The sequence below is a fragment of the Aeromonas tecta genome, from assembly GCF_000820185.1.
Taxonomy (GTDB): Bacteria; Pseudomonadota; Gammaproteobacteria; order Enterobacterales; family Aeromonadaceae; genus Aeromonas; species Aeromonas tecta.
Genome location: NZ_CDCA01000028.1, coordinates 320,080 through 339,161, shown reverse-complemented (window position 1 = coordinate 339,161; position 19,082 = coordinate 320,080). Strand labels below are relative to the sequence as shown.

The window sequence follows — 19,082 nt, the reverse complement described above, 5'->3', positions numbered from 1 at the left end:
TTAGAACATTTTTTTAGAAATAGCCCTGACGCTTCTTCTGCTCCATGGAGCCCGCCTGATCGTGGTCGATGAGCCGTCCCTGCCGCTCGCTCGAGGTGGTCAGCAACATCTCCTCGATGATCTCGGTCAGGGTGGTGGCATCGGACTCGATGGCCCCGGTCAGCGGATAGCAGCCGAGGGTGCGGAAGCGCACCAGCTCCTGCTTCACCTCGTCTTCCGGGCCTATGGGCATGCGCTCGTCATCCACCATGATCTTGATGCCGCTGCGCTCCACTACCGGGCGCATGGCCGCAAAGTAGAGCGGCACTATGTCGATGTTTTCCAGGTAGATGTATTGCCAGATATCGAGCTCGGTCCAGTTGGAGAGCGGGAACACCCGGATGCTCTCCCCCTTGTTGACCTGACCGTTGTAGACGCGCCACAGCTCGGGGCGCTGGTTCTTGGGATCCCAGCGGTGGGACTTGTCACGGAAGGAGTAGACCCGCTCCTTGGCGCGGGATTTCTCCTCATCCCGGCGCGCGCCACCGAAGGCGGCGTCGAAACCGTACTTGTTCAGCGCCTGCTTGAGCCCCTCGGTCTTCATGATGTCGGTGTGCTTGCCGCTGCCGTGCACGAAGGGGTTGATGTTCATGGCCAGACCGTCCGGGTTCTTGTGGACGATGAGATCCAGTCCGTACTTGGCGGCGGTCTCGTCCCGGAACTTGATCATCTCCTTGAACTTCCAGTTGGTGTCGACGTGCAGCAACGGGAAAGGGATCTTGCCCGGGTAGAAGGCCTTGCGGGCCAGGTGCAGCATGACGGAGGAGTCCTTGCCGATGGAGTACATCATCACCGGGTTTTCAAATTCGGCAGCCACCTCGCGGATGATGTGGATGCTCTCGGCTTCCAGCTGCTGCAGGTGGGTTAATCTTTCACGATCCATGTCTCGGTCCTCAGTCATTACCAGCACGCCTTGGCGCGCCTTGGGTTCAGTGCGGCGCCGCGTCTGCAGCGCCGGAAAATCGATTCGTCTTTAACAGCAGATGTCTCAGGCCAGGCTGACCAGCTTCAGATCTGTCTTGCCCACATCGGCCGTCAGCGCGCTCCCATGCTCGCCAAACCAGGCGAGTTGCTCGCGTAAGGAAACTACCTCGCCGATGACGATCAGCGACGGGCTCTCGACCTGGCTGGCCAGCGTGGCGAGTTCGTTCAGCGTCCCAGTCAGCACGCGCTGACAGGGCTGGGTGCCGCGCTCGATGATGGCTATGGGAGTGGCTCGGCTTCGGCCATGGCTCACCAGTTGCTGTTGAATGTGCTCGGAGCGCATCAGCCCCATGTAAATCACCAGAGTCTGGCGGGTCACGGCGAGCTGCTGCCAGTCCGGCTCCTTGCCATCCCCCTGACAATGGCCGGTGATGAAGACGGCGCTCTGGGCATAATCACGGTGGGTGAGTGGAATGCCGGCGTAGGCGGTGGCACCGGCGGCGGCCGTGATACCCGGCACCACCGAGAAGGGAATACCCTCGGCGGCCAGCACTTCCAACTCCTCGCCACCACGACCGAACATGAAGGGATCGCCGCCCTTGAGGCGCACCACCCGGTTGCCGGCCTTGGCGTATTCCACCAGCAGTCGGTTAGTCTCTTCCTGTGGCACGCTATGGGCGCCGGCCTTCTTGCCAACCGATACCAGGGTGGCGTCGCGTCGCACCAGATCCAGGATCTCGGGGGAGACCAGTTGATCGTAAAGCACCACTTCCGCCTGCTGGATCTGTTGCAGCGCCTTGAGGGTCAAGAGGCCCGGATCGCCTGGCCCCGCACCCACCAGTACCACTTCACCGACCTCGCTCTGCGCCTTGTCGAGATCCTCATTGAGCCAGTGTTCGGCCCCTTGCCAATCCTGCTTCTCGACGAGGCTACCGAGGGTATTGGAGGCAAAGGCTCGCTCCCAGAAACGGCGGCGATCGGAAATGGATGCCAGCACTTGCTTGGCCCTGCCGCGTATCCGACCGGACAGTTCTGCCAGACCGCCCAGATGACGGGGCAGCAGGCTCTCGAGCCGCTCACGCAACAGCCGCACCAGTACCGGCGCCTTGCCACCGCTGGAGACGGCGACCATGATGGGACTGCGATCGATGATCGAAGGGAAGATAAAGCTGGAGCGTACCGGATCGTCCACCACATTGACGAAGAGCCCGAGCCGGTTGGCACTCTGGTAGACCAGAGCATTAACCTCGAGATCGTCGGTGGCGGCCACCACCAGAATTTGGCCAGTCAGATGGGCAGGAGTGAAACGCTCCGCCAGGTGGGTGAAACGGCCGCTGAATTCGTGGAAGCCCGCTTCAAGCTCAGGGGAGATGAGGGTCAGCCTGGCACCGGCGGCCAACAGCAGACGCGCCTTGCGCAGGGCAACCTCGCCCCCGCCTACCAGCAGTACCGAGCGGCCTTCCAACTTGGCGAACATAGGTAAATAATCCATCAGGGCCCACTCCTCGGCACACGACTACAACTGGGGCGACTATAGGCAGGCTCCTTATTCCTTCAAAATAATAAAAAATGCTCTTTAATGCGTTTTGGTAATTAGCAAAGCCATGTCGTGGCAAAGCCGAACGAATGTCCTTGTGGTGCCGCGCACCAGACCCTAGGCTAGTGAAAGTGTTTCATAAGGAGCTTAATAATGAATGAGTCATTGATTGTATTGGGGATCTTCGTATTCCTGGTGCTCGCCACCCTGAGTGCCGGCATCAAGATAGTGCCGCAGGGTTATAACTGGACGGTAGAGCGCTTCGGCCGCTACACCCGCACCCTCTCCCCCGGCCTCAACCTGCTCATTCCCTATGTGGACAGGGTCGGCCACAAGATCATCATGATGGAGCAGGTGCTGGACATCCCGGCCCAAGAGGTGATCTCCCGCGACAACGCCAACGTCACCATCGACGCCATCAGCTTCGTGCAGGTAGTCGACGCGCGCAAAGCTGGCTACGAGGTCAACGATCTCACCAGCGCCATCCGCAACCTGACCATGACCAACATGCGGACCGTGCTCGGCGCCATGGAGCTGGACGAAATGCTCTCCCAGCGCGACACCATCAACGAGAAACTGCTGCGCACCATGGATGCCGCCACCGCCCCCTGGGGCATCAAGGTGACCCGGATCGAGATCAAGGATGTGCGCCCGCCGATGGCGCTGATCGACGCCATGAACGCCCAGATGAAGGCCGAGCGGCAAAAACGCGCGGAAGTACTGGAGGCCGAAGGGGTGCGCCAGTCCCGGATCCTGAAGGCCGAAGGGGAGAAGCAGTCCCAGATCCTGAAAGCCGAAGGTGAGCGTCAGGCCGCCTTCCTCGCCGCCGAGGCGCGGGAGCGTGCCGCCGAGGCGGAAGCCAAGGCGACCCATATGGTCTCCAGAGCCATCGCGGAAGGGGATATGCAGGCCATCAACTACTTCGTGGCGCAGAAATACACCGAGGCCCTGGCCCGCATCGGTGAAGGTCCCAACAGCAAGATCATCATGATGCCGCTGGAGGCGGGTAGCCTGATAGGCTCGGTCGCGGGCATGGCCGAGCTGTTCAACAAGGATGGTAAGAGTAGCAAGTCATGACTGCCCTGCTGGAGGGGCTGACCCACTGGCACTGGATGGGCCTGGGCTGCGTGCTGCTGGCCATCGAAGTGCTGGGGTCGGTGGGGTTTCTACTCTGGACCGGTATAGCCGCACTGGAAGTGGGACTGCTGCTGCTGCTGTGGCCCTTCGGCTGGCAGGCACAGTTGCTGCTGTTTGCGGCGCAATCTCTGCTCACCACCTGGGCTTGGTGGCGCTGGCAGCATCAGCGCGATCGCTCGGGGCAGGATGCCGCCGCGCCCATCAACGAGCGGATGCAGAGCTATCTGGGGCGGGAGTTGACCCTGCTGGACGAGGTGCGCCAGGGCATGAGCCGGGTCCATCTGGACGACACCGTCTGGACGGTGCGCTGCTCCCACTCCTTGCCGGCAGGCAGCCGGGTCAAGGTGGTAGGCTCCGACTCCCACATCCTGCTGGTGGAGCCGTTGGCCTGATCTGACCCAATCAAGGTATGCGGGCCATGTGTGAATCTCACAATATGGCCATAAAAAAACGGGCCCGACGCTAGCGTCGGGCCCGTTTTCAGATGAGGTGCAGGCTTAGTTGGCCTTGGCATCGCTCACTGCAGCGTCGACCTTGGTGGCCACGTCTTCGGCAGCTTTCTCAACGGTAGCAGAAGCTTCAGAAGCAGCCTTCTCTACGGTTGCGGAAGCATCGGAAGCAGCCTTCTCAACGGTTGCAGCAACGTCGGCGGCCGGAGTAGCGGCCGGAGCGGCGGCTTCTTCTTTCTGACCACAAGCGGTCAACATCAGACCCAGGATACCGGCTACCAGTACTTTGTTCATGTACATATCCTCAAATAAAGATGGAGAGACGGCCGTCAGGGCCATCACTGTGCGTCTTGTCCCCGTGGAAAATCCATCAGAACGGGAGCCAAGAGACGCGCGAAATATAACGCCATACACAGCCAATGAAAACGCGTATCACAATGATATTTTCTCGTGGGCTGGATGAAAAGAACTACTGCAACGACGAATGTTAATACAATGCACCATAAAAAATGCACTTTTGCATAACAAAACGCCGTTTTTATGACAATTGTTAGTCATTAGTTTCCATTTCAACCCACCGGTATAGACCCGCAGAACCCGCTTCAGTCAGACAACTTCTGACAAGCCAGCCGCCGCCCCTGAACGTGGCTCTCTCTGGCCAGATCCAGCAACGCCATCACCGCCAACGCTTCCGGTGCCGGCACTGGGTTGCTGCCCTCCCCTCTGATGGCGGCGCAGACCCCGCGGTAGTAAGCGCCGTAGTCACCCGCCTCACCGGCAACGGCCTGTTGCTGCACTTGACCATCCTGAATGCGGCTGATCATGCCAGGCTCGGGATCCTGGCCCCAGTTCGCCACAGGCGGACGCAGGCCGGCCTTGAGCTGCTCCTCCTGCACGTCCATGCCGAACTTGATGAAGGAACCCGTGCTGCCGTGAATGACGAAGCGGGGCATGGTGGCCGACACCAGACAGCTGCCGTGCAGGATCACCCGAAGCTGGCCGTAGCCCAGCACCACGTGGAAGTAGTCATCGCTCAGGGCGCCGGGACGCTGCTCGGCGAGATCGGCCTGGATCCAGTCCGGTTGACCGAACAGTTGCAGCGACTGGTCGAGGATGTGGGGGCCGAGATCGAACCAGAGACCCGAACCCGGGCCGCCCGCTTCCCGCCAGCGCTGGCGCACCTCGGGACGATAGCGGTCGAAATGGGATTCGAACTGAGCGATCTGGCCCAGCGCGCCTTCGGCCAGCAGGCGCCGCACGGTGAGGAAGTCCCCGTCCCAGCGTCGGTTGTGGAAGATGCTGAGCAGCCGTTGCTGCTTCTCGGCAAGCTCTACCAAGGCTTCGGCTTCTGCCAGATCCAGCGCGAACGGCTTGTCGATCACCACGTGCTTGCCAGCCAGCAACGCCTGACGGGCGATGGGAGCATGGGTATCGTTCGGAGTGGCGATCACCACCAGATCGACGCTCTCGTCGGCCAGTACCTGCGCCAGGGTGCCGACCTGGCAACCGGGCAACTCGGCCTGTACCTTGGCTGCATCCCGGCTCACCACCCAGCGCAAGGCGAGGCCCGGCGTGCTGGTCAGGAAGGGGGCATGAAAGGTTTGGCCTGCAAAGCCATAGCCCACCAGGGCGGCGTTGATTGTGTGACTCATGGGATTCTCCGCTGAACTCTGTCCATAAAACTCTGTCCATTATGATAAGCGTCTGCTGAGCTCTCGCCCAAAAAACAAGGGGGCCGAAGCCCCCGCTTGTGCCCATCAGAGCACAGGATTTATTGCCAGTACAGCCGCGTTATCCATCAAATCCGGGGGAACCGAGCCCCCATCATCAAGGCTGCAGGCAGAGGCTGCGACCACGCCGGGTCAGCAACAGCAACAGTGGCGGCAACAGCAGCCACATGTGCAGCGCCAGCTGGCTGAGGGGATCTGGCATCAGCCAACCGGTGATCCCCACCAGGGCGCCTGAACCACTCATCTGGAACAACCCGAGCAGTGCCGCAGCAGTGCCAGCACAATGACCGAAGGGTGCCAGCGCCATGCCGGCCGCCGCTCCCAGTACCATGGCGAAGCCGATGCTGGAGAAGAACACCGGGCCCATCATGGCAAGCGGGTGGTCGATGTGTTGCACCAGGGTCAGCGCGATGGCAGACAAGGAGATCACCAGCAGGCCGATACGCAGGGTGCGTCTCGGGCCTACCTTGGCGATGAAGCGCGGCGCCAGGAAGCAGGCCAGGATGTTCAGGGCCGCGTTGGCGGTGAACCAGTAGCTAAAGCCGTTCATGTCGAGACCCAGCTTCACCATCAGCTGCACCGGCGCGGCGGTGACATAGGCCAGGATCACCGCCATCGCCAACATGCAGAGGCTGGCGTTGAACAGGAAGCTGGGGGAGCGCAGCACAGGGCTGTAGCGGGACCAGCTGATGAGCGGGCCGCTGCTGCTGGTCTCTTCCGGACGGGTCTCCGGCATACGCCACAGCAGCCAGCTGCCGACGATGACTGCATAACCGGCCATAAACCAGAAGTTCGCCGACCAGCCTGCCTTGGCGGTGAGCCAGCCGCCGAGCAGGGGTGCCAGGGCGGGAATGAAGCAGATGGCACCATTGAGGTAGGAGATCATCTGGCCACTCTTCTTGGGGCCATAGCTGTCACGCACCACCGAGAAGGCGGCGACCGAGGTGGCACAAGCGCCGAAGCCTTGCAGCACTCGCGCCAGCATCAGCTCACCGAGACTTGCGGCAAAACCGGCGGCCAGCGCACTCAGGCCGTAGAGCAGCACGCCACCGAGGGCGATGGGTTTGCGGCCGTAACGGTCGGCGAGCGGCCCTACCAGCAGTTGGCCCAGCCCCATGCTGAACAGGAACCAGGTGATGGTGCCTTGCATCAGGGTGACCTCGGCGCCGAGCCGCTCGGCCATCTGCGGGATGGCAGGCAAATAGATGTCGATGGCCAGCGGACTGAACAGCACCAGGAGTACAAGCAGAAGAATCAATGGCATCAGTCACCTCAAGCCGTAGTGGGAAATCAATTGGTGCGCGAGTCTACTGACTCAGAGTAATGAATTGAAATGGTATTTAATCACTTGGGTTATTCCTCTGTGGAAAGATGTATTTTATCCACTCCTCCTGCCAGTTCAGTGGTGGCCAGGTGTGGCCCCTGTAGCGACTAATTGGCGCTTTGACTAAACGCTCACCCCGCATAGAATGCGCAGATTATTTTTGCGGAGGTGCGTGATGAGCAAGCTTGTCCTGGCAACAGGTAACCAGAAAAAGGTGAAGGAATTGGCCGCCATGCTGGCCGATATGAAGATCCAGGTGATCCCGCAGAGCGAGTTCGCGGTCTCCGATGCCGAAGAGACCGGCACCACCTTCGTCGAGAATGCCATCATCAAGGCCCGCCACGCCGCCCGCATCACCGGCCTGCCCGCCGTCGCCGACGACTCGGGTCTGGAAGTGGACCTGCTGCACGGCCGCCCCGGCGTCTACTCCGCCCGCTTCGCCGGTGTGGGCGCCAGCGACAAGGAGAACATCGACAAGCTGCTTGAAGAGCTCAAGGGCGCGCCCGACTACCTCAAGAGCGCCCGTTTCTGGTGTGTGCTGGTTTACATGCGCCACGCCGATGACCCCACCCCCATCATCTGCCAGGCCAGCTGGGAGGGGACCATCCTCGATGAACCGCGCGGCCAACACGGCTTTGGCTATGATCCTGTGTTCTTCGTACCCGATCACGACTGCACCTCCGCCCAGATGCCGAGCGAGCTGAAGAACCAGCTCAGTCACCGTGGTCAGGCGCTGGCCAAGCTGAAAGCCGCATTGGCCGCGGCGCACTGAGCCTGCACAGCCGATCGCCGGAATACTCCGGAGCGCATTTCATCTACAATGGGGGCCGTCAGCCCCCATTGTGCTTAGTGCACCGCTGACCAACGAATACGCATTGTCATTTACAACGGGGTCAGCCCAATCGCCCCCCGCTTTGATTACTGGAAGCCCCATGCTGCAACTGCCGCCCCTCTCCCTCTATATCCATGTGCCCTGGTGCGTCCAGAAGTGCCCCTACTGCGACTTCAACTCCCACGCCCAGAAGGGGGAGTTGCCACACCTCGAATATGTGGCGGCCCTGCTGGAGGATCTGGATCTCGATCTTAAGTGGGCACAGGGGCGTCCACTCTCCTCCATCTTCATCGGCGGAGGCACCCCCAGCCTGCTGAGCGTCGAGGCCATGCAGACCTTGCTGGACGGGGTCAGGGCCCGCATCGCGCTCACTGCTGACTGCGAGATCACCATGGAGGCGAATCCGGGCACGGTGGAGGCGGACAAGTTCGCCGGCTTCCAGCGCGCGGGCATCAACCGCATCTCCATCGGGGTGCAGAGCTTCCAGCAGGAAAAACTGACCCGCCTCGGCCGCATCCACGGGCCAGAGGAGGCGCGCAAGGCGGCCGAGCTGGCTCACGCCATAGCCCTTCCCACCTTCAACCTGGATCTGATGCACGGCCTGCCGGATCAGAGCCTGGAAGACGCCCTCTATGACCTGCAACAGGCCATCGACTGCGCACCGCCGCACCTGTCCTGGTATCAGCTAACCATAGAGCCGAACACTGCCTTCGCCTCCAAGCCGCCCAAGCTACCGGAAGATGACACCCTGTGGGACATCTACGAGCAGGGCCACGCCATGCTCACCGCCCAGGGTTACCAGCAGTACGAGATCTCGGCCTACGCCAAGCCAGGCTATCAGTGCCGCCACAACCTCAACTACTGGCGCTTCGGCGACTATCTGGGGATCGGCTGCGGCGCCCACGGCAAGGTCACTGATCTCGCCAACCAGCAGATCCTGCGCAGTGCCAAGGTGAAACACCCGAAAGGCTACCTGGATCCCGCCCGCCCCTACCTGGATAACCAGTGGACGGTGACCGAGGACGATCTGCCCCTCGAATACTTTATGAACCGGTTCAGATTGTTTGAACCGGCACCCAAGGCGGAGTTCGAGGCCTACACCGGCCTTGAGCTTGAGCGGGTGGAGACCATGCTGACCATCGCCCAGACCAAGGAGCTGATCGAGGATCTCGGCGACAGCTGGCAGCTGACCTCCCTCGGTCATCGCTACCTCAACGTCTTGCTCGAGCTCTTTATGGACGAGTAAGCACTGGTTCACCGTCTTGCTGCGACGCCGTGAGCAGTTCAGCCACGCCAGCTTGCCAGAAACAATCAGGGCGCCCATGGGCGCCCTGATTGTTTCTGTTCAACGGGGTAGAAACCCGCTCAGCAGCAGACGCTCATCATCTGCTGTTGGCCGGGCTCCCACCGCTGGCCATGCTTGGCCTTGCGCTGGTAACTGCCCTTGCCCTTCTTGCTCGGCTCGACCCTGGCCTGAAACAGGGTTGAGGTGACCAGCGCCTTCAGATGATTGTCCTGAATGATGCCCCGCCCATGATCATGGGCCTGGTCGATGATATCGACCCGCTTCCTCTTGGCCATATTTGGCTCCTGCTTATGTCGTTGGAACTGGCTAAAAATACGCCAGAGTAAATAAAAACGCGCAGATTGTGCGCCTCCGCGCTGCCGAGTGCAAGCGCTCGGCAGCGGGTTGCCCTGGATCAGGGCGCCGGCCGGTAGCTCACCCTCACCAGACCGCTTGCCAGCACAGTGCTGGAGACTGGGATGAGCCGCCCAGGCAGCGGCTCGCCCCCAAACAGCGAGACGCCCTTGTCCAGCACCACGGGCACCCAGAACAGGGTCAGCTCATCCACCAGCCCGGCCTGCAAACCTTGCCGTACCACCTCGCCACCATCCAGATAGAGATGACGTGCCCCCTCCTGCCACAGATCTGTCAGCACCTGCCCAAGCTCTCCTTGCCTGAAGGAGACCTTGGCACTAGGCTCGGCCGGCCTGTGGGTCAACACCACCACCGGTTTGTCGCCGTAGGGCCACTCCGGGAAGGCGAGTACCGTCTCGTAGCTGTTGCGGCCCATCAGCAGCGCATCCGCGCTTGCCATCAGGGCGCTGTAACCGGTTTCGTCCTGAGAGTCGCCGTCATAGGGCGTCAGCCACTCCAGAGCCCCGTCTTCCCCGGCGATAAAGCCATCGAGGGAGAGCGCCAGAAAGGCACTGATCCGGGGGCGCTGCTGCGCCGCGTTCATGGGATCAGTGCTCATGGTCGTGATGCTCATGCTGGGCCGGCGCCCCCGACTCCAGAGTCTCGAGGATGGCGCAGTGCTCGGCCGAGCGCGGGCCACCGCAACAGATGTTGGAGAGCTCACGCAGGTTCTCGCGAAAACGGGTCAGTTCGTGGATCTTCTGCTCCACCTGCGCCAGCTTGGCATCGGCCACCGCCTTCACCTCCTGGCAGGTCACCCTGGCCTTGTTGGTATCGAGATCCAGCAGCTCACCGATATCGGCAAGGGAGAACCCCACCGACTTGGCACGGATGATAAATTCCAGCCGCCGTCTGTCCTGCTCGCCATAGAGGCGGTAACCAGACTCGTTGCGAAGGCCGGGCGAGATAAGGCCGTTCTTCTCGTAAAAACGCAGGGTGTCCGCCTTGACCCCGCACGCCTTGGCCAGTTCTCCAATCCGATACATGTCCACTCTCCCACTGGAGTTGGTACTCAATAAAAACCGGTTCTCACTATCGCCCCTTTGCCTGTCGATTGCCAGCCAAAGGCAGGAAAGCAGTAGATAAAAGCGGCAGGCATGGTGATTTCCCGTCAAAATGCTGAAAAGACAAACGTTTCACAAAAAATCACCAGAAAACGTTTAACACCGCACCAGATAAGGCTTTGCCTCCTTAAAAAATCCACCACGGCTCACATTTTTTGTGTAGAATACGCGCCCACAAGAGAGCGTCGCATCAAGCGGGCATTTCCTAAAATACTTTTGCCAAGCCCCGGGCTGTTGGGTGAGAGTGATTTGCGAAATCCCCCACTTCCATTTATTTGGGGACTCTCTGTGTTGAGCCTCGCCTCCCATGGAACGGTCCCCGTTATGCTGAGGACGATAGTGTGATGGAACAAGCTCGACCCATTCGCCGTGCACTGCTGAGTGTGTCTGACAAGACCGGCATCCTGGAATTTGCCGAAGCCCTCGTTGAACGTGGCGTGGCCCTGCTCTCCACCGGTGGCACCGCCAAGTTGCTCGCCGAGGCGGGTCTGCCGGTGACCGAGGTCTCCGACTACACCGGATTCCCCGAGATGATGGATGGTCGCGTCAAGACCCTGCATCCCAAGGTGCACGGTGGCATTCTCGGCCGCCGCGATCGGGATGACGCCATCATGGCCCAGCACGCTATCTCCCCCATCGACATGGTTGTCGTCAATCTCTATCCCTTCGCTGCCACCGTCGCCAAGCCAGGCTGCACCCTGGAAGATGCGGTCGAAAACATCGACATCGGTGGCCCGACCATGGTGCGCTCCGCCGCCAAGAACCACAAAGACGTGACTATCGTCGTCAAGGCAGCCGATTACGGCCGAGTGATCGCCGAGATGGACGGCAACGGTAACAGCCTGACCCTCACCACCCGCTTCGATCTGGCCATCGCCGCCTTCGAGCACACCGCCGCCTACGACGGCATGATCGCCAACTACTTCGGCACCCTGGTACCGAGCTACGGCGACAACAAGGAAGGCGACGCCGAGTCCCGCTTCCCACGCACCTTCAACAGCCAGTTCATCAAGAAGCAGGACATGCGCTATGGCGAGAACAGCCATCAGGCTGCCGCCTTCTATGCCGAAGAGCATGCCGCAACCGGTTCGGTGGCAAGCGCCGTCCAGCTGCAGGGCAAGGCGCTCTCCTACAACAACATCGCCGACACCGACGCGGCGCTGGAATGCGTGAAAGAGTTCGATGAACCGGCCTGCGTCATCGTCAAGCACGCCAACCCCTGCGGCGTGGCCATCGGTGACGACCTGCTGGCGGCCTACGAGCGCGCCTGGCAGACCGACCCCACCTCCGCCTTCGGTGGCATCATCGCCTTCAACCGTGAACTGGACGGCGCCACCGCGAAAGCCATCGTCGAACGCCAGTTCGTGGAAGTGATCATCGCCCCCTCGGTGAGCCAGGAAGCCCGCGACGTCGTGGCCGCCAAACAGAACGTGCGTCTGCTGGAATGCGGTCAGTGGACGGCGCCGGCGCAAGGGTTTGATCTGAAACGCGTCAACGGCGGCCTGCTGGTGCAGGAACGCGATCTGGGCATGGTGACGCTGGGGGACCTGAAGGTCGTTAGCAAGCGCCAGCCGACCGAGGCAGAACTGAAAGATCTGCTGTTCTGCTGGAAGGTCGCCAAGTTCGTCAAGTCCAACGCCATCGTTTACGCCAAGGCGGGCCAGACCATAGGCGTCGGCGCCGGCCAGATGAGCCGGGTCTACTCCGCCAAAATCGCCGGCATCAAAGCCGAGGATGAAGGGCTGGTAGTGGCGGGCTCCGTCATGGCTTCCGACGCCTTCTTCCCGTTCCGCGACGGCATCGATGCCGCCGCCGCCGCCGGCATCGCCTGCGTCATCCAGCCAGGTGGCTCGATGCGCGATCAGGAAGTGATCGACGCTGCCGACGAGCACGGCATGTGCATGCTGTTCACCAACATGCGCCACTTCCGTCACTGATGCGTCAGGGCCACCCCAGGGTGGCCCTCTTTGCAACGGACTAGGTCAACTGACTGGTTTTCACCTGCACATGCAGCTGGTTATCACGAATAGAAGCGAGCGAGACGATGAAAGTACTGATCATTGGTAATGGTGGCCGTGAACATGCCCTGGCCTGGAAGGCCAAACAGTCCCCCATGGTGACCCGGGTGTTCGTCGCCCCCGGCAATGCCGGCACGGCCCACGAAGGCAGCATCGAGAACGTCGCCATCGAGCCCACCGACATCCCGGCCCTGCTGGCGTTTGCCAAGCAGCAGCAGATTGGCCTCACCATCGTCGGGCCGGAAGCGCCGCTGGTGAAAGGGGTGGTCGATGCGTTTCGCGCCGAGGGGCTCGCCGTCTTCGGCCCGACGGCCAAAGCGGCTCAACTGGAAGGCTCCAAGGCGTTCGCCAAGGACTTCCTGGCCCGTCACGCCATCCCGACCGCCGACTATCAGAACTTCACCGAGGTGGAGCCTGCGCTCGCCTACCTGCGCGAGAAGGGCGCTCCCATCGTCATCAAGGCCGATGGTTTGGCCGCCGGCAAGGGCGTCATCGTCGCCATGACTCTGGCTGAAGCAGAGGACGCGGTACGGGACATGCTGTCCGGCAATGCGTTCGGTGATGCCGGCGCCCGGGTGGTGATCGAGGAGTTTCTGGACGGGGAAGAGGCGAGCTTCATCGTCATGGTGGACGGCGAGCACGTGCTGCCCATGGCCACCAGCCAGGATCACAAGCGGGTTGGCGATGGCGACACCGGCCTCAACACCGGCGGCATGGGCGCCTACTCCCCGGCCCCCGTGGTGACCGATGCGGTACACCGACGCGTGATGGAACAGGTGATCATGCCCACCGTGCGGGGCATGGCCGCCGAGGGCAACGTCTACACCGGTTTCCTCTACGCCGGTCTGATGATCGATGGCCAGGGCAACCCCAAGGTGATCGAGTTCAACTGCCGCTTCGGCGATCCCGAGACCCAGCCCATCATGCTGCGCATGCGCTCCGATCTGGTGGAGCTGTGCCTGGCTGCCTGCGCCGGCAAGCTGGATCAGGTGGAAGCCATCTATGATCCCCGCGTCGCCATCGGCGTGGTACTGGCCGCCGCCGGCTACCCCGGTGACTATGTCCAGGGCAAGGCCATCAGCGGGCTGCCGGTGGAAGAGGCGAGCGGCGAGAAGGTGTTCCATGCCGGCTCCCGCCTCGAAGGGGATACGGTCGTCACCGCCGGTGGCCGGGTGCTGTGCGCCACCGCCCTCGGCCACACGGTCGCCGAGGCGCAGCGCCGCGCCTACCTGCTGGCGGCCCGCATCCAGTGGGATGGGGTCTTCTATCGCAATGACATCGGCTGGCGCGCCATAGAGCGTGAACAGGCGCAGTAAGTCAGACTTGTTACCAGCGAATTAACCATCAGGGCCTGCGGGCCCTTTTTGCTGCCCGTGACGGCAGTTTCAGGCCTGAGGCCCCGCAGGTCTTCCTCACTGGCTGGCTACATCTCGTCAGCACAATGCGCACACTTAGTCACAATTGGTCGCAGTTTATCCATACAATTGACCGACTTTCATGGCATCATGCTAAATTAACCGCACTCATATGAGTGCCATAAGAACCCACAATGTCGTCGTCCCATAAGGAAATCCCATGTTGAAAACCGTGCGCCCCCTGCTGCTGCCTCTGATGTTCGGCCTGCTGACCCTGCCCGCCATGGCCGGTGAACTGGAGCAACCGATGAAGAAGATCGGCTTCAACTACAAGCAGGCCCTCAAGGCTGACGATACCGCCACCATGGAGAAGCACATCAAGGAGATGAAGGCCCAGCTCGATGTCGCCAAAGAGAAGAAGATGCCGGACGCCAAGAAGGAGAAGTTCCTGGAAGGCATGAACGAGGTACAAGGTGAGCTGGATGCCAGCCTGGCCGCCCTGCAGGCCGGTGATCAGGAGAAGGCCCGCGCCCACCTGGCCAAGGTCAATGACCTGAAGAAGGAGTACCACACCTATGCCAAGCAGAAAGGCTGATCCTTTTCGCTGGGATAACCTGGTCCGCCTCACCCACTGGGGTGTGGCGGCCGCTTGCGTCGCCAACCTCTGGTTCAACGAGGCAGGGGAAACCTGGCACGAGCGGCTCGGCTATCTGGCCATCATTCTGATAAGCGTCCGGCTGGGCTGGGGCCTCTCCTTCGCCAAAGGCCATGCCCGCCTGAGCGCCCTCATCCCCAAGCGCGGCGAATTCGCCCAGCAGAGCCAGGCCCTGCGTGAGCGCGCGCCCGCCGCCCCCGGCCATCACGGCAGCGGCAAGCTGGCGGTCTGGGCACTCTGGCTGGTCATCCTCGCCACCGCCGGCAGTGGCTGGTTCCAGAACACCGAGCTCGGGTTCGAACTCGGCGCCGATGACTGGCACCAGTGGTGCACCTGGGCGCTGCAGGCCATGATAGCCCTGCACCTGTGCGCCATCGTCCTCACCTCCTGGCGCCAGCGCAGCAATCTGGCGGCGCGCATGTTGCCGCTGCGGCGTCCGGCCGGGACCCCTGCTCCCCGGCAAGAGACACAGCCCTGATGCGCACGGGCACCCGCGGGTGCCCGTCCACTTTAACGCCCGACCCTTGCCTCTCCCCTCTTTTGTTCCTCCACTGACCTCCCCCTGCATGACGTTGACGCCCATCAGCCGATTAGACGGCCTTATATGAAAACATTTTCATTCACAGTTCTTAACTAAATCCCGCTGTTCGATTTTCAACCACCTCGATTTCATCAATGCTACTGACCGAACGAGGTTGTTCGTCGTCCGTTCGACATACAGACAGTGAGAACCAATAACAACATCGAAGGGAAAATCGTCATGCACAACACACTGTTTCGAACCGCCCTGCTCTCCGCGGCACTCGGCGCATTCAGCCAGACTGCCAGCGCCGAAGGGGTCATGGTCCATCTGTTCCAATGGAAGTTCAACGACGTCGCCAACGAGTGCGAGACCGTGCTCGGTCCCAAAGGCTTTGGCGGTGTCCAGATCACCCCGCCGGCCGAACACAAGCAGGGTAGCGAGTACTGGTGGACCGTCTACCAACCCGTCAGCTTCAAGAATTTCAACAGCTTCGGCGGCAGCGAGGCGGAGCTCAGGAGCATGATCGCCCGCTGTAACGCCGCCGGGGTCAAGGTTTACGCCGACGCCGTCTTCAACCAGCTCGCCTCAGGCTCCGGCAGTGCCACCGGCGGTGGCAGCTACAACTCGGGCCAGTTCCAGTATCCCCAGTTCGGCTACAACGACTTCCACCACAGCGGCGACATCACCAACTACGGCGACAGCAACAACGTCTGGAATGGCGCCCTCTACGGCATGCCGGATCTCAACACCGGCTCCGCCTACGTGCAGGATCAGATAGCCAGCTACATGAAGACCCTGCTCGGTTGGGGCGTCGCCGGTTTTCGTATCGATGCGGCCAAGCACATGGCCCCGAGCGAGGTAAAGGCAATCCTCGACAAGGCGGGCAGCCCCAAGGCCTATCTGGAGGTGATCGGCGCCGGCGGTGAATCCGCCGAGATCCAGCCCAATCGCTACACCTATATCGACAGAGTCACCGACTTCAAGTTCGGCACCGACTTGGCCGCCAACTTCAACGGCCAGATCAAGAACCTCAAGACCTTCGGCGAGAGCTGGGGCCTGCTCCCCTCCGACAAGTCCTTCATCTTCGTGGTGAACCACGACCGCGAGCGCGGCCACGGTGGCGGCGGCATGCTCACCTTCATGAACGGCGCCCGCTATGAGCTGGCCAACGTCTTCATGCTGGCTTGGCCCTATGGCTGGAAACAGGTGATGTCCGGTTACCGCTTCGCCGACATGGGCAAGTACGAAACCGATAAAGGCGCGCCGGCCAGCACGCCCTGCTCCGACAGCCAGTGGAACTGCGAGCAGCGCCGCCCGACCATCATGAACATGGCCCTGTTCAACAACCGCACCGAGGGCACGGCGGTCAGCAACTGGTGGGACAACGGCAACAACCAGGTCGCCTTCAGCCGGGGCAACAAGGGCTTCGTCGCCATCAACAACGAGAGCACCAGCCTGGTGGCCTCGGTCCCGACCGGTCTACCCGCAGGGGAATACTGCAACATCCTGGCTGGCAGTGACTATTGTAGCGGCGCCTACATCCAGGTCGATGCCAGTGGCAAGGCCAGCCTGAACCTGGCGGGCATGAAGGCCGCCGCCATCCTGGCCGGTTGCACCAAGACCAGCCCCTGTGGCGGCACTACCCTGCCGGGCAACAAGTTCAGCAGCCTGAACATCCGCGGCACCCACAATGCCTGGGGCAATACACCTATGCAGGTCGATGCCAACCGCGTCTGGTCCGCCACCATCACCTTCAGTGGCGCCGGTGACGCGACCGGGGCCCAGCGCTTCAAGTTCGACGTCTTTGGCAACTGGACCGAGAGCTACGGTGATACCGAAGGGGATGGCATCGCCGACAAGGGCAGCAGCAAGGACATACTGTTCAGCGGCGCCGGTCAGTATCGCATCGCCCTCAAGGAGAGCGACCTCAGCTACAGCCTGACGGCACTGAGCAGCAACCAGGCGCCCGTCGCAGCCATCTCGCCCAAGTCCATCAACGCCAAGCTGGGGGAGAGTCTAGTGTTCGACGCCTCCGCCTCCAGCGATGACGTCGGCGTGACGAGCTACAGCTGGTCCACCGGTGGCAGCGGCAAGACGGAGACAGTGCTGTTCGATACCCTGGGCAGCCACACCGTCACCGTGACCGTCACCGACGCCGAGGGACTGAGCGCCAGTGCCAGCGCCACCGTGAACGTCACCGACAGCAACGGCAGCTATTCCAGCGTGCTGCCCACCCTGCACCTGCGTGGCACCCCCAACAGCTGGGGTTCGCTGGCCATGACGCTGGTGGCCGACAACCAGTGGGAGGCGCTCGTCAGCTTCGACGGTCAGGCCAATCAGCGCTTCAAGTTCGACGTCAAAGGGGACTGGAGCCAGAACTACGGTGACAACAACAAGGATGGGGTGGCCGAGCTCGCCGGCAATGACATCCTCACCGCCGTCATCGGCCAGTATCGGGTGCGCTTCAACGATCAGACTCTGGCCTACAGCCTGACCCCGGTCAGCGTCGGCTACGCGAAGACCTTCCCCAGCCTGAGCCTGCGCGGCACGCCCAACAACTGGGGCGCCACCCCCATGACCCTGGTGGCCGATCACCTTTGGCAGGCCAGCATCACCTTCACCGGAGCAGGGGATGCCAGCGGTGCCCAGCGCTTCAAGTTCGACGTCAAGGGCGACTGGACCCAGAACTACGGTGACAGCAACAAGGACGGGGTGGCCGAGCTGACCGGCGCCGACATCACCACCGCCCTGGTCGGCGCCTATCTGGTGCGCTTCAATGACCAGACCCTGGCCTACAACCTGAGCGCCCAGTAAGCCCCAAAGGGGCGCCAGGCGCCCTTGGTTGGCACGCTCGCCAGCATGGCCTCCTCCCCACCCGGGCAGGAGGCCTTTTTCATGAGATGGATCCCCCGGCGCCCAAGTCCAGTCAGGGGGCTATGGCCTGTGGGTCGGCGCAGGAGACGACGCAGATCTAGATGCTTCGTCACATTCGCAACGCTGGTGTGCAGCGAACCTCAGTCCTCTGAAAGCAGACGACCGCGCCTCTTTCCCCGTTTGCAGCCGCTCGGCTCACAGGCATACTGAGTCGACACATCCATACAGGAGCGCATATGAAACAACTGGAAGCCCTCAAGGCCGAGGGCAGGATTGAAGAGGCTCGTCAGCACGGTCTGCTGCAGCTCGTGGAGCATCCACAGCATGCCGAGCTGCATTACGAAGTGGCCGGATTGCACGACAATTTGGGGCGCGAGACTCAGGCCATCCCCCTCTACCAGAAGGCGATCGCACTGGGATTGAGCGAAACCTCGCTGCGTGGCGCCTGGCTCGGTCTGGGCAGCTCCTATCGCAGCACCGGCCAGTATGCCGAGGCGCTGGCCGCCTTCGACCAGGCACAGGCCCGCTTCCCCGATGCCAATGAATTCAAGGTGTTTCGTGCCATGACCTGTTACAACCTGGGGCAGCACAAGGAGGGGATGGAGAGCCTGCTGACGGTGTTGGCCGCGACCACCGCGGATCCATCCCTCATCACATACCGTCGCGCCATGGCGCTCTATGCCGAGGATCTGGACAGGCGCTGGTGAAACGCCAGAAACGACAAAGCCGCTCATGATGAGCGGCTTTGTCTGAATTTGGTGGCCCCTGCCTGACTTGAACAGGCGACCAATCGATTATGAGTCGACTGCTCTAACCAACTGAGCTAAGGGGCCAGAATCTTGCTTTTGCGGCGTGGATTATAGGGGATGGGAGATACCTCGTCCATAGGCAGATCAACCACTTGCCGAGATTTTGTACAGCC

The 19,082-nt window shown here is 61.6% G+C and carries 18 protein-coding genes and 1 tRNA gene; 10 read left to right on the top strand and 9 right to left on the bottom strand.

The window, feature by feature from the left end:
* Positions 1 to 13 precede the first annotated feature (13 nt).
* Together cysD and cysG are read right to left on the bottom strand one after the other, a co-directional pair.
* Positions 14 to 922 (bottom strand): sulfate adenylyltransferase subunit CysD, encoded by a 909-nt coding sequence (cysD, locus tag BN1137_RS13325; protein WP_050719071.1) that lies wholly within the window; start codon positions 920 to 922, stop codon positions 14 to 16.
* Positions 923 to 1,027: 105 nt separating this feature from the next.
* Positions 1,028 to 2,455, bottom strand: coding sequence for a siroheme synthase CysG (gene cysG, locus BN1137_RS13320; RefSeq protein WP_050719070.1), 1,428 nt, complete (start codon positions 2,453 to 2,455; stop codon positions 1,028 to 1,030).
* A gap of 198 nt (positions 2,456 to 2,653) precedes the next feature.
* On the opposite strand from cysG, the gene BN1137_RS13315 reads away from it, so the two are divergent.
* Together BN1137_RS13315 and BN1137_RS13310 are read left to right on the top strand one after the other, a co-directional pair.
* Entirely contained in the window at positions 2,654 to 3,577 is a 924-nt protein-coding gene (locus BN1137_RS13315) for an SPFH domain-containing protein (RefSeq protein ID WP_050719069.1), read from the top strand.
* The gene (locus BN1137_RS13310) at positions 3,574 to 4,029 is read left to right on the top strand and encodes an NfeD family protein (protein ID WP_050719068.1); all 456 of its coding nucleotides are present in this window, start codon (positions 3,574 to 3,576) and stop codon (positions 4,027 to 4,029) included. The genes BN1137_RS13315 and BN1137_RS13310 overlap by 4 nt, the downstream gene beginning before the upstream one ends.
* 105 nt (positions 4,030 to 4,134) lie before the next feature.
* Here the strand turns inward: BN1137_RS13310 and BN1137_RS13305 are convergent, their stop codons facing one another.
* The 3 genes from BN1137_RS13305 to BN1137_RS13295 form a co-directional block, all read right to left on the bottom strand.
* Positions 4,135 to 4,380, bottom strand: coding sequence for a hypothetical protein (locus BN1137_RS13305; RefSeq protein WP_050719122.1), 246 nt, complete (start codon positions 4,378 to 4,380; stop codon positions 4,135 to 4,137).
* Positions 4,381 to 4,688: 308 nt separating this feature from the next.
* The gene (locus BN1137_RS13300; RefSeq protein ID WP_050719067.1) at positions 4,689 to 5,738 is read right to left on the bottom strand and encodes an oxidoreductase; all 1,050 of its coding nucleotides are present in this window, start codon (positions 5,736 to 5,738) and stop codon (positions 4,689 to 4,691) included.
* 175 nt (positions 5,739 to 5,913) lie between these two features.
* On the bottom strand, positions 5,914 to 7,080 hold the full coding sequence (locus BN1137_RS13295) for a multidrug effflux MFS transporter (protein ID WP_050719066.1): 1,167 nt from the start codon (positions 7,078 to 7,080) through the stop codon (positions 5,914 to 5,916).
* A 235-nt stretch (positions 7,081 to 7,315) separates the two neighbouring features.
* On the opposite strand from BN1137_RS13295, the gene BN1137_RS13290 reads away from it, so the two are divergent.
* Complete coding sequence (locus BN1137_RS13290; RefSeq protein WP_050719065.1) at positions 7,316 to 7,912, top strand: XTP/dITP diphosphatase; 597 nt, start codon at positions 7,316 to 7,318, stop codon at positions 7,910 to 7,912.
* Between the two features lie 160 nt (positions 7,913 to 8,072).
* Positions 8,073 to 9,218, top strand: a complete 1,146-nt coding sequence (gene hemW / locus BN1137_RS13285) for a radical SAM family heme chaperone HemW (protein WP_050719064.1) — start codon at positions 8,073 to 8,075, stop codon at positions 9,216 to 9,218.
* 119 nt (positions 9,219 to 9,337) lie between these two features.
* Here the strand turns inward: hemW and BN1137_RS13280 are convergent, their stop codons facing one another.
* From BN1137_RS13280 to zntR, 3 genes are all read right to left on the bottom strand, one after another.
* Complete coding sequence (locus BN1137_RS13280; RefSeq protein WP_050719063.1) at positions 9,338 to 9,553, bottom strand: alternative ribosome-rescue factor A; 216 nt, start codon at positions 9,551 to 9,553, stop codon at positions 9,338 to 9,340.
* Between the two features lie 119 nt (positions 9,554 to 9,672).
* On the bottom strand, positions 9,673 to 10,215 hold the full coding sequence (locus BN1137_RS13275; RefSeq protein ID WP_050719121.1) for a dihydrofolate reductase family protein: 543 nt from the start codon (positions 10,213 to 10,215) through the stop codon (positions 9,673 to 9,675).
* Between the two features lie 4 nt (positions 10,216 to 10,219).
* Complete coding sequence (zntR, locus tag BN1137_RS13270; protein ID WP_050719062.1) at positions 10,220 to 10,657, bottom strand: Zn(2+)-responsive transcriptional regulator; 438 nt, start codon at positions 10,655 to 10,657, stop codon at positions 10,220 to 10,222.
* Positions 10,658 to 11,079: 422 nt separating this feature from the next.
* Here zntR and purH point away from each other — a divergent pair, with 422 nt between their 5' ends.
* From purH to BN1137_RS13240, 6 genes are all read left to right on the top strand, one after another.
* Positions 11,080 to 12,672, top strand: a complete 1,593-nt coding sequence (gene purH / locus BN1137_RS13265) for a bifunctional phosphoribosylaminoimidazolecarboxamide formyltransferase/IMP cyclohydrolase (RefSeq protein WP_050719061.1) — start codon at positions 11,080 to 11,082, stop codon at positions 12,670 to 12,672.
* A gap of 107 nt (positions 12,673 to 12,779) precedes the next feature.
* On the top strand, positions 12,780 to 14,069 hold the full coding sequence (purD, locus tag BN1137_RS13260; RefSeq protein WP_050719060.1) for a phosphoribosylamine--glycine ligase: 1,290 nt from the start codon (positions 12,780 to 12,782) through the stop codon (positions 14,067 to 14,069).
* Positions 14,070 to 14,328: 259 nt separating this feature from the next.
* Positions 14,329 to 14,703: a cytochrome b562 gene (locus tag BN1137_RS13255; RefSeq protein ID WP_050719059.1), complete on the top strand. Its 375-nt coding sequence runs from the start codon at positions 14,329 to 14,331 to the stop codon at positions 14,701 to 14,703.
* Positions 14,684 to 15,241, top strand: a complete 558-nt coding sequence (locus BN1137_RS13250) for a cytochrome b/b6 domain-containing protein (protein WP_050719058.1) — start codon at positions 14,684 to 14,686, stop codon at positions 15,239 to 15,241. The genes BN1137_RS13255 and BN1137_RS13250 overlap by 20 nt, the downstream gene beginning before the upstream one ends.
* A 282-nt stretch (positions 15,242 to 15,523) precedes the next feature.
* Positions 15,524 to 18,100 carry an alpha amylase C-terminal domain-containing protein gene (locus BN1137_RS13245; RefSeq protein WP_050719057.1) on the top strand — a complete coding sequence of 859 codons (2,577 nt, stop codon included), beginning with the start codon at positions 15,524 to 15,526 and terminating at the stop codon, positions 18,098 to 18,100.
* A gap of 296 nt (positions 18,101 to 18,396) precedes the next feature.
* Complete coding sequence (locus BN1137_RS13240) at positions 18,397 to 18,867, top strand: tetratricopeptide repeat protein (protein WP_050719056.1); 471 nt, start codon at positions 18,397 to 18,399, stop codon at positions 18,865 to 18,867.
* Between the two features lie 49 nt (positions 18,868 to 18,916).
* Here the strand turns inward: BN1137_RS13240 and BN1137_RS13235 are convergent.
* Positions 18,917 to 18,993 (bottom strand) — tRNA-Ile (locus tag BN1137_RS13235).
* Positions 18,994 to 19,082: the final 89 nt, after the last annotated feature.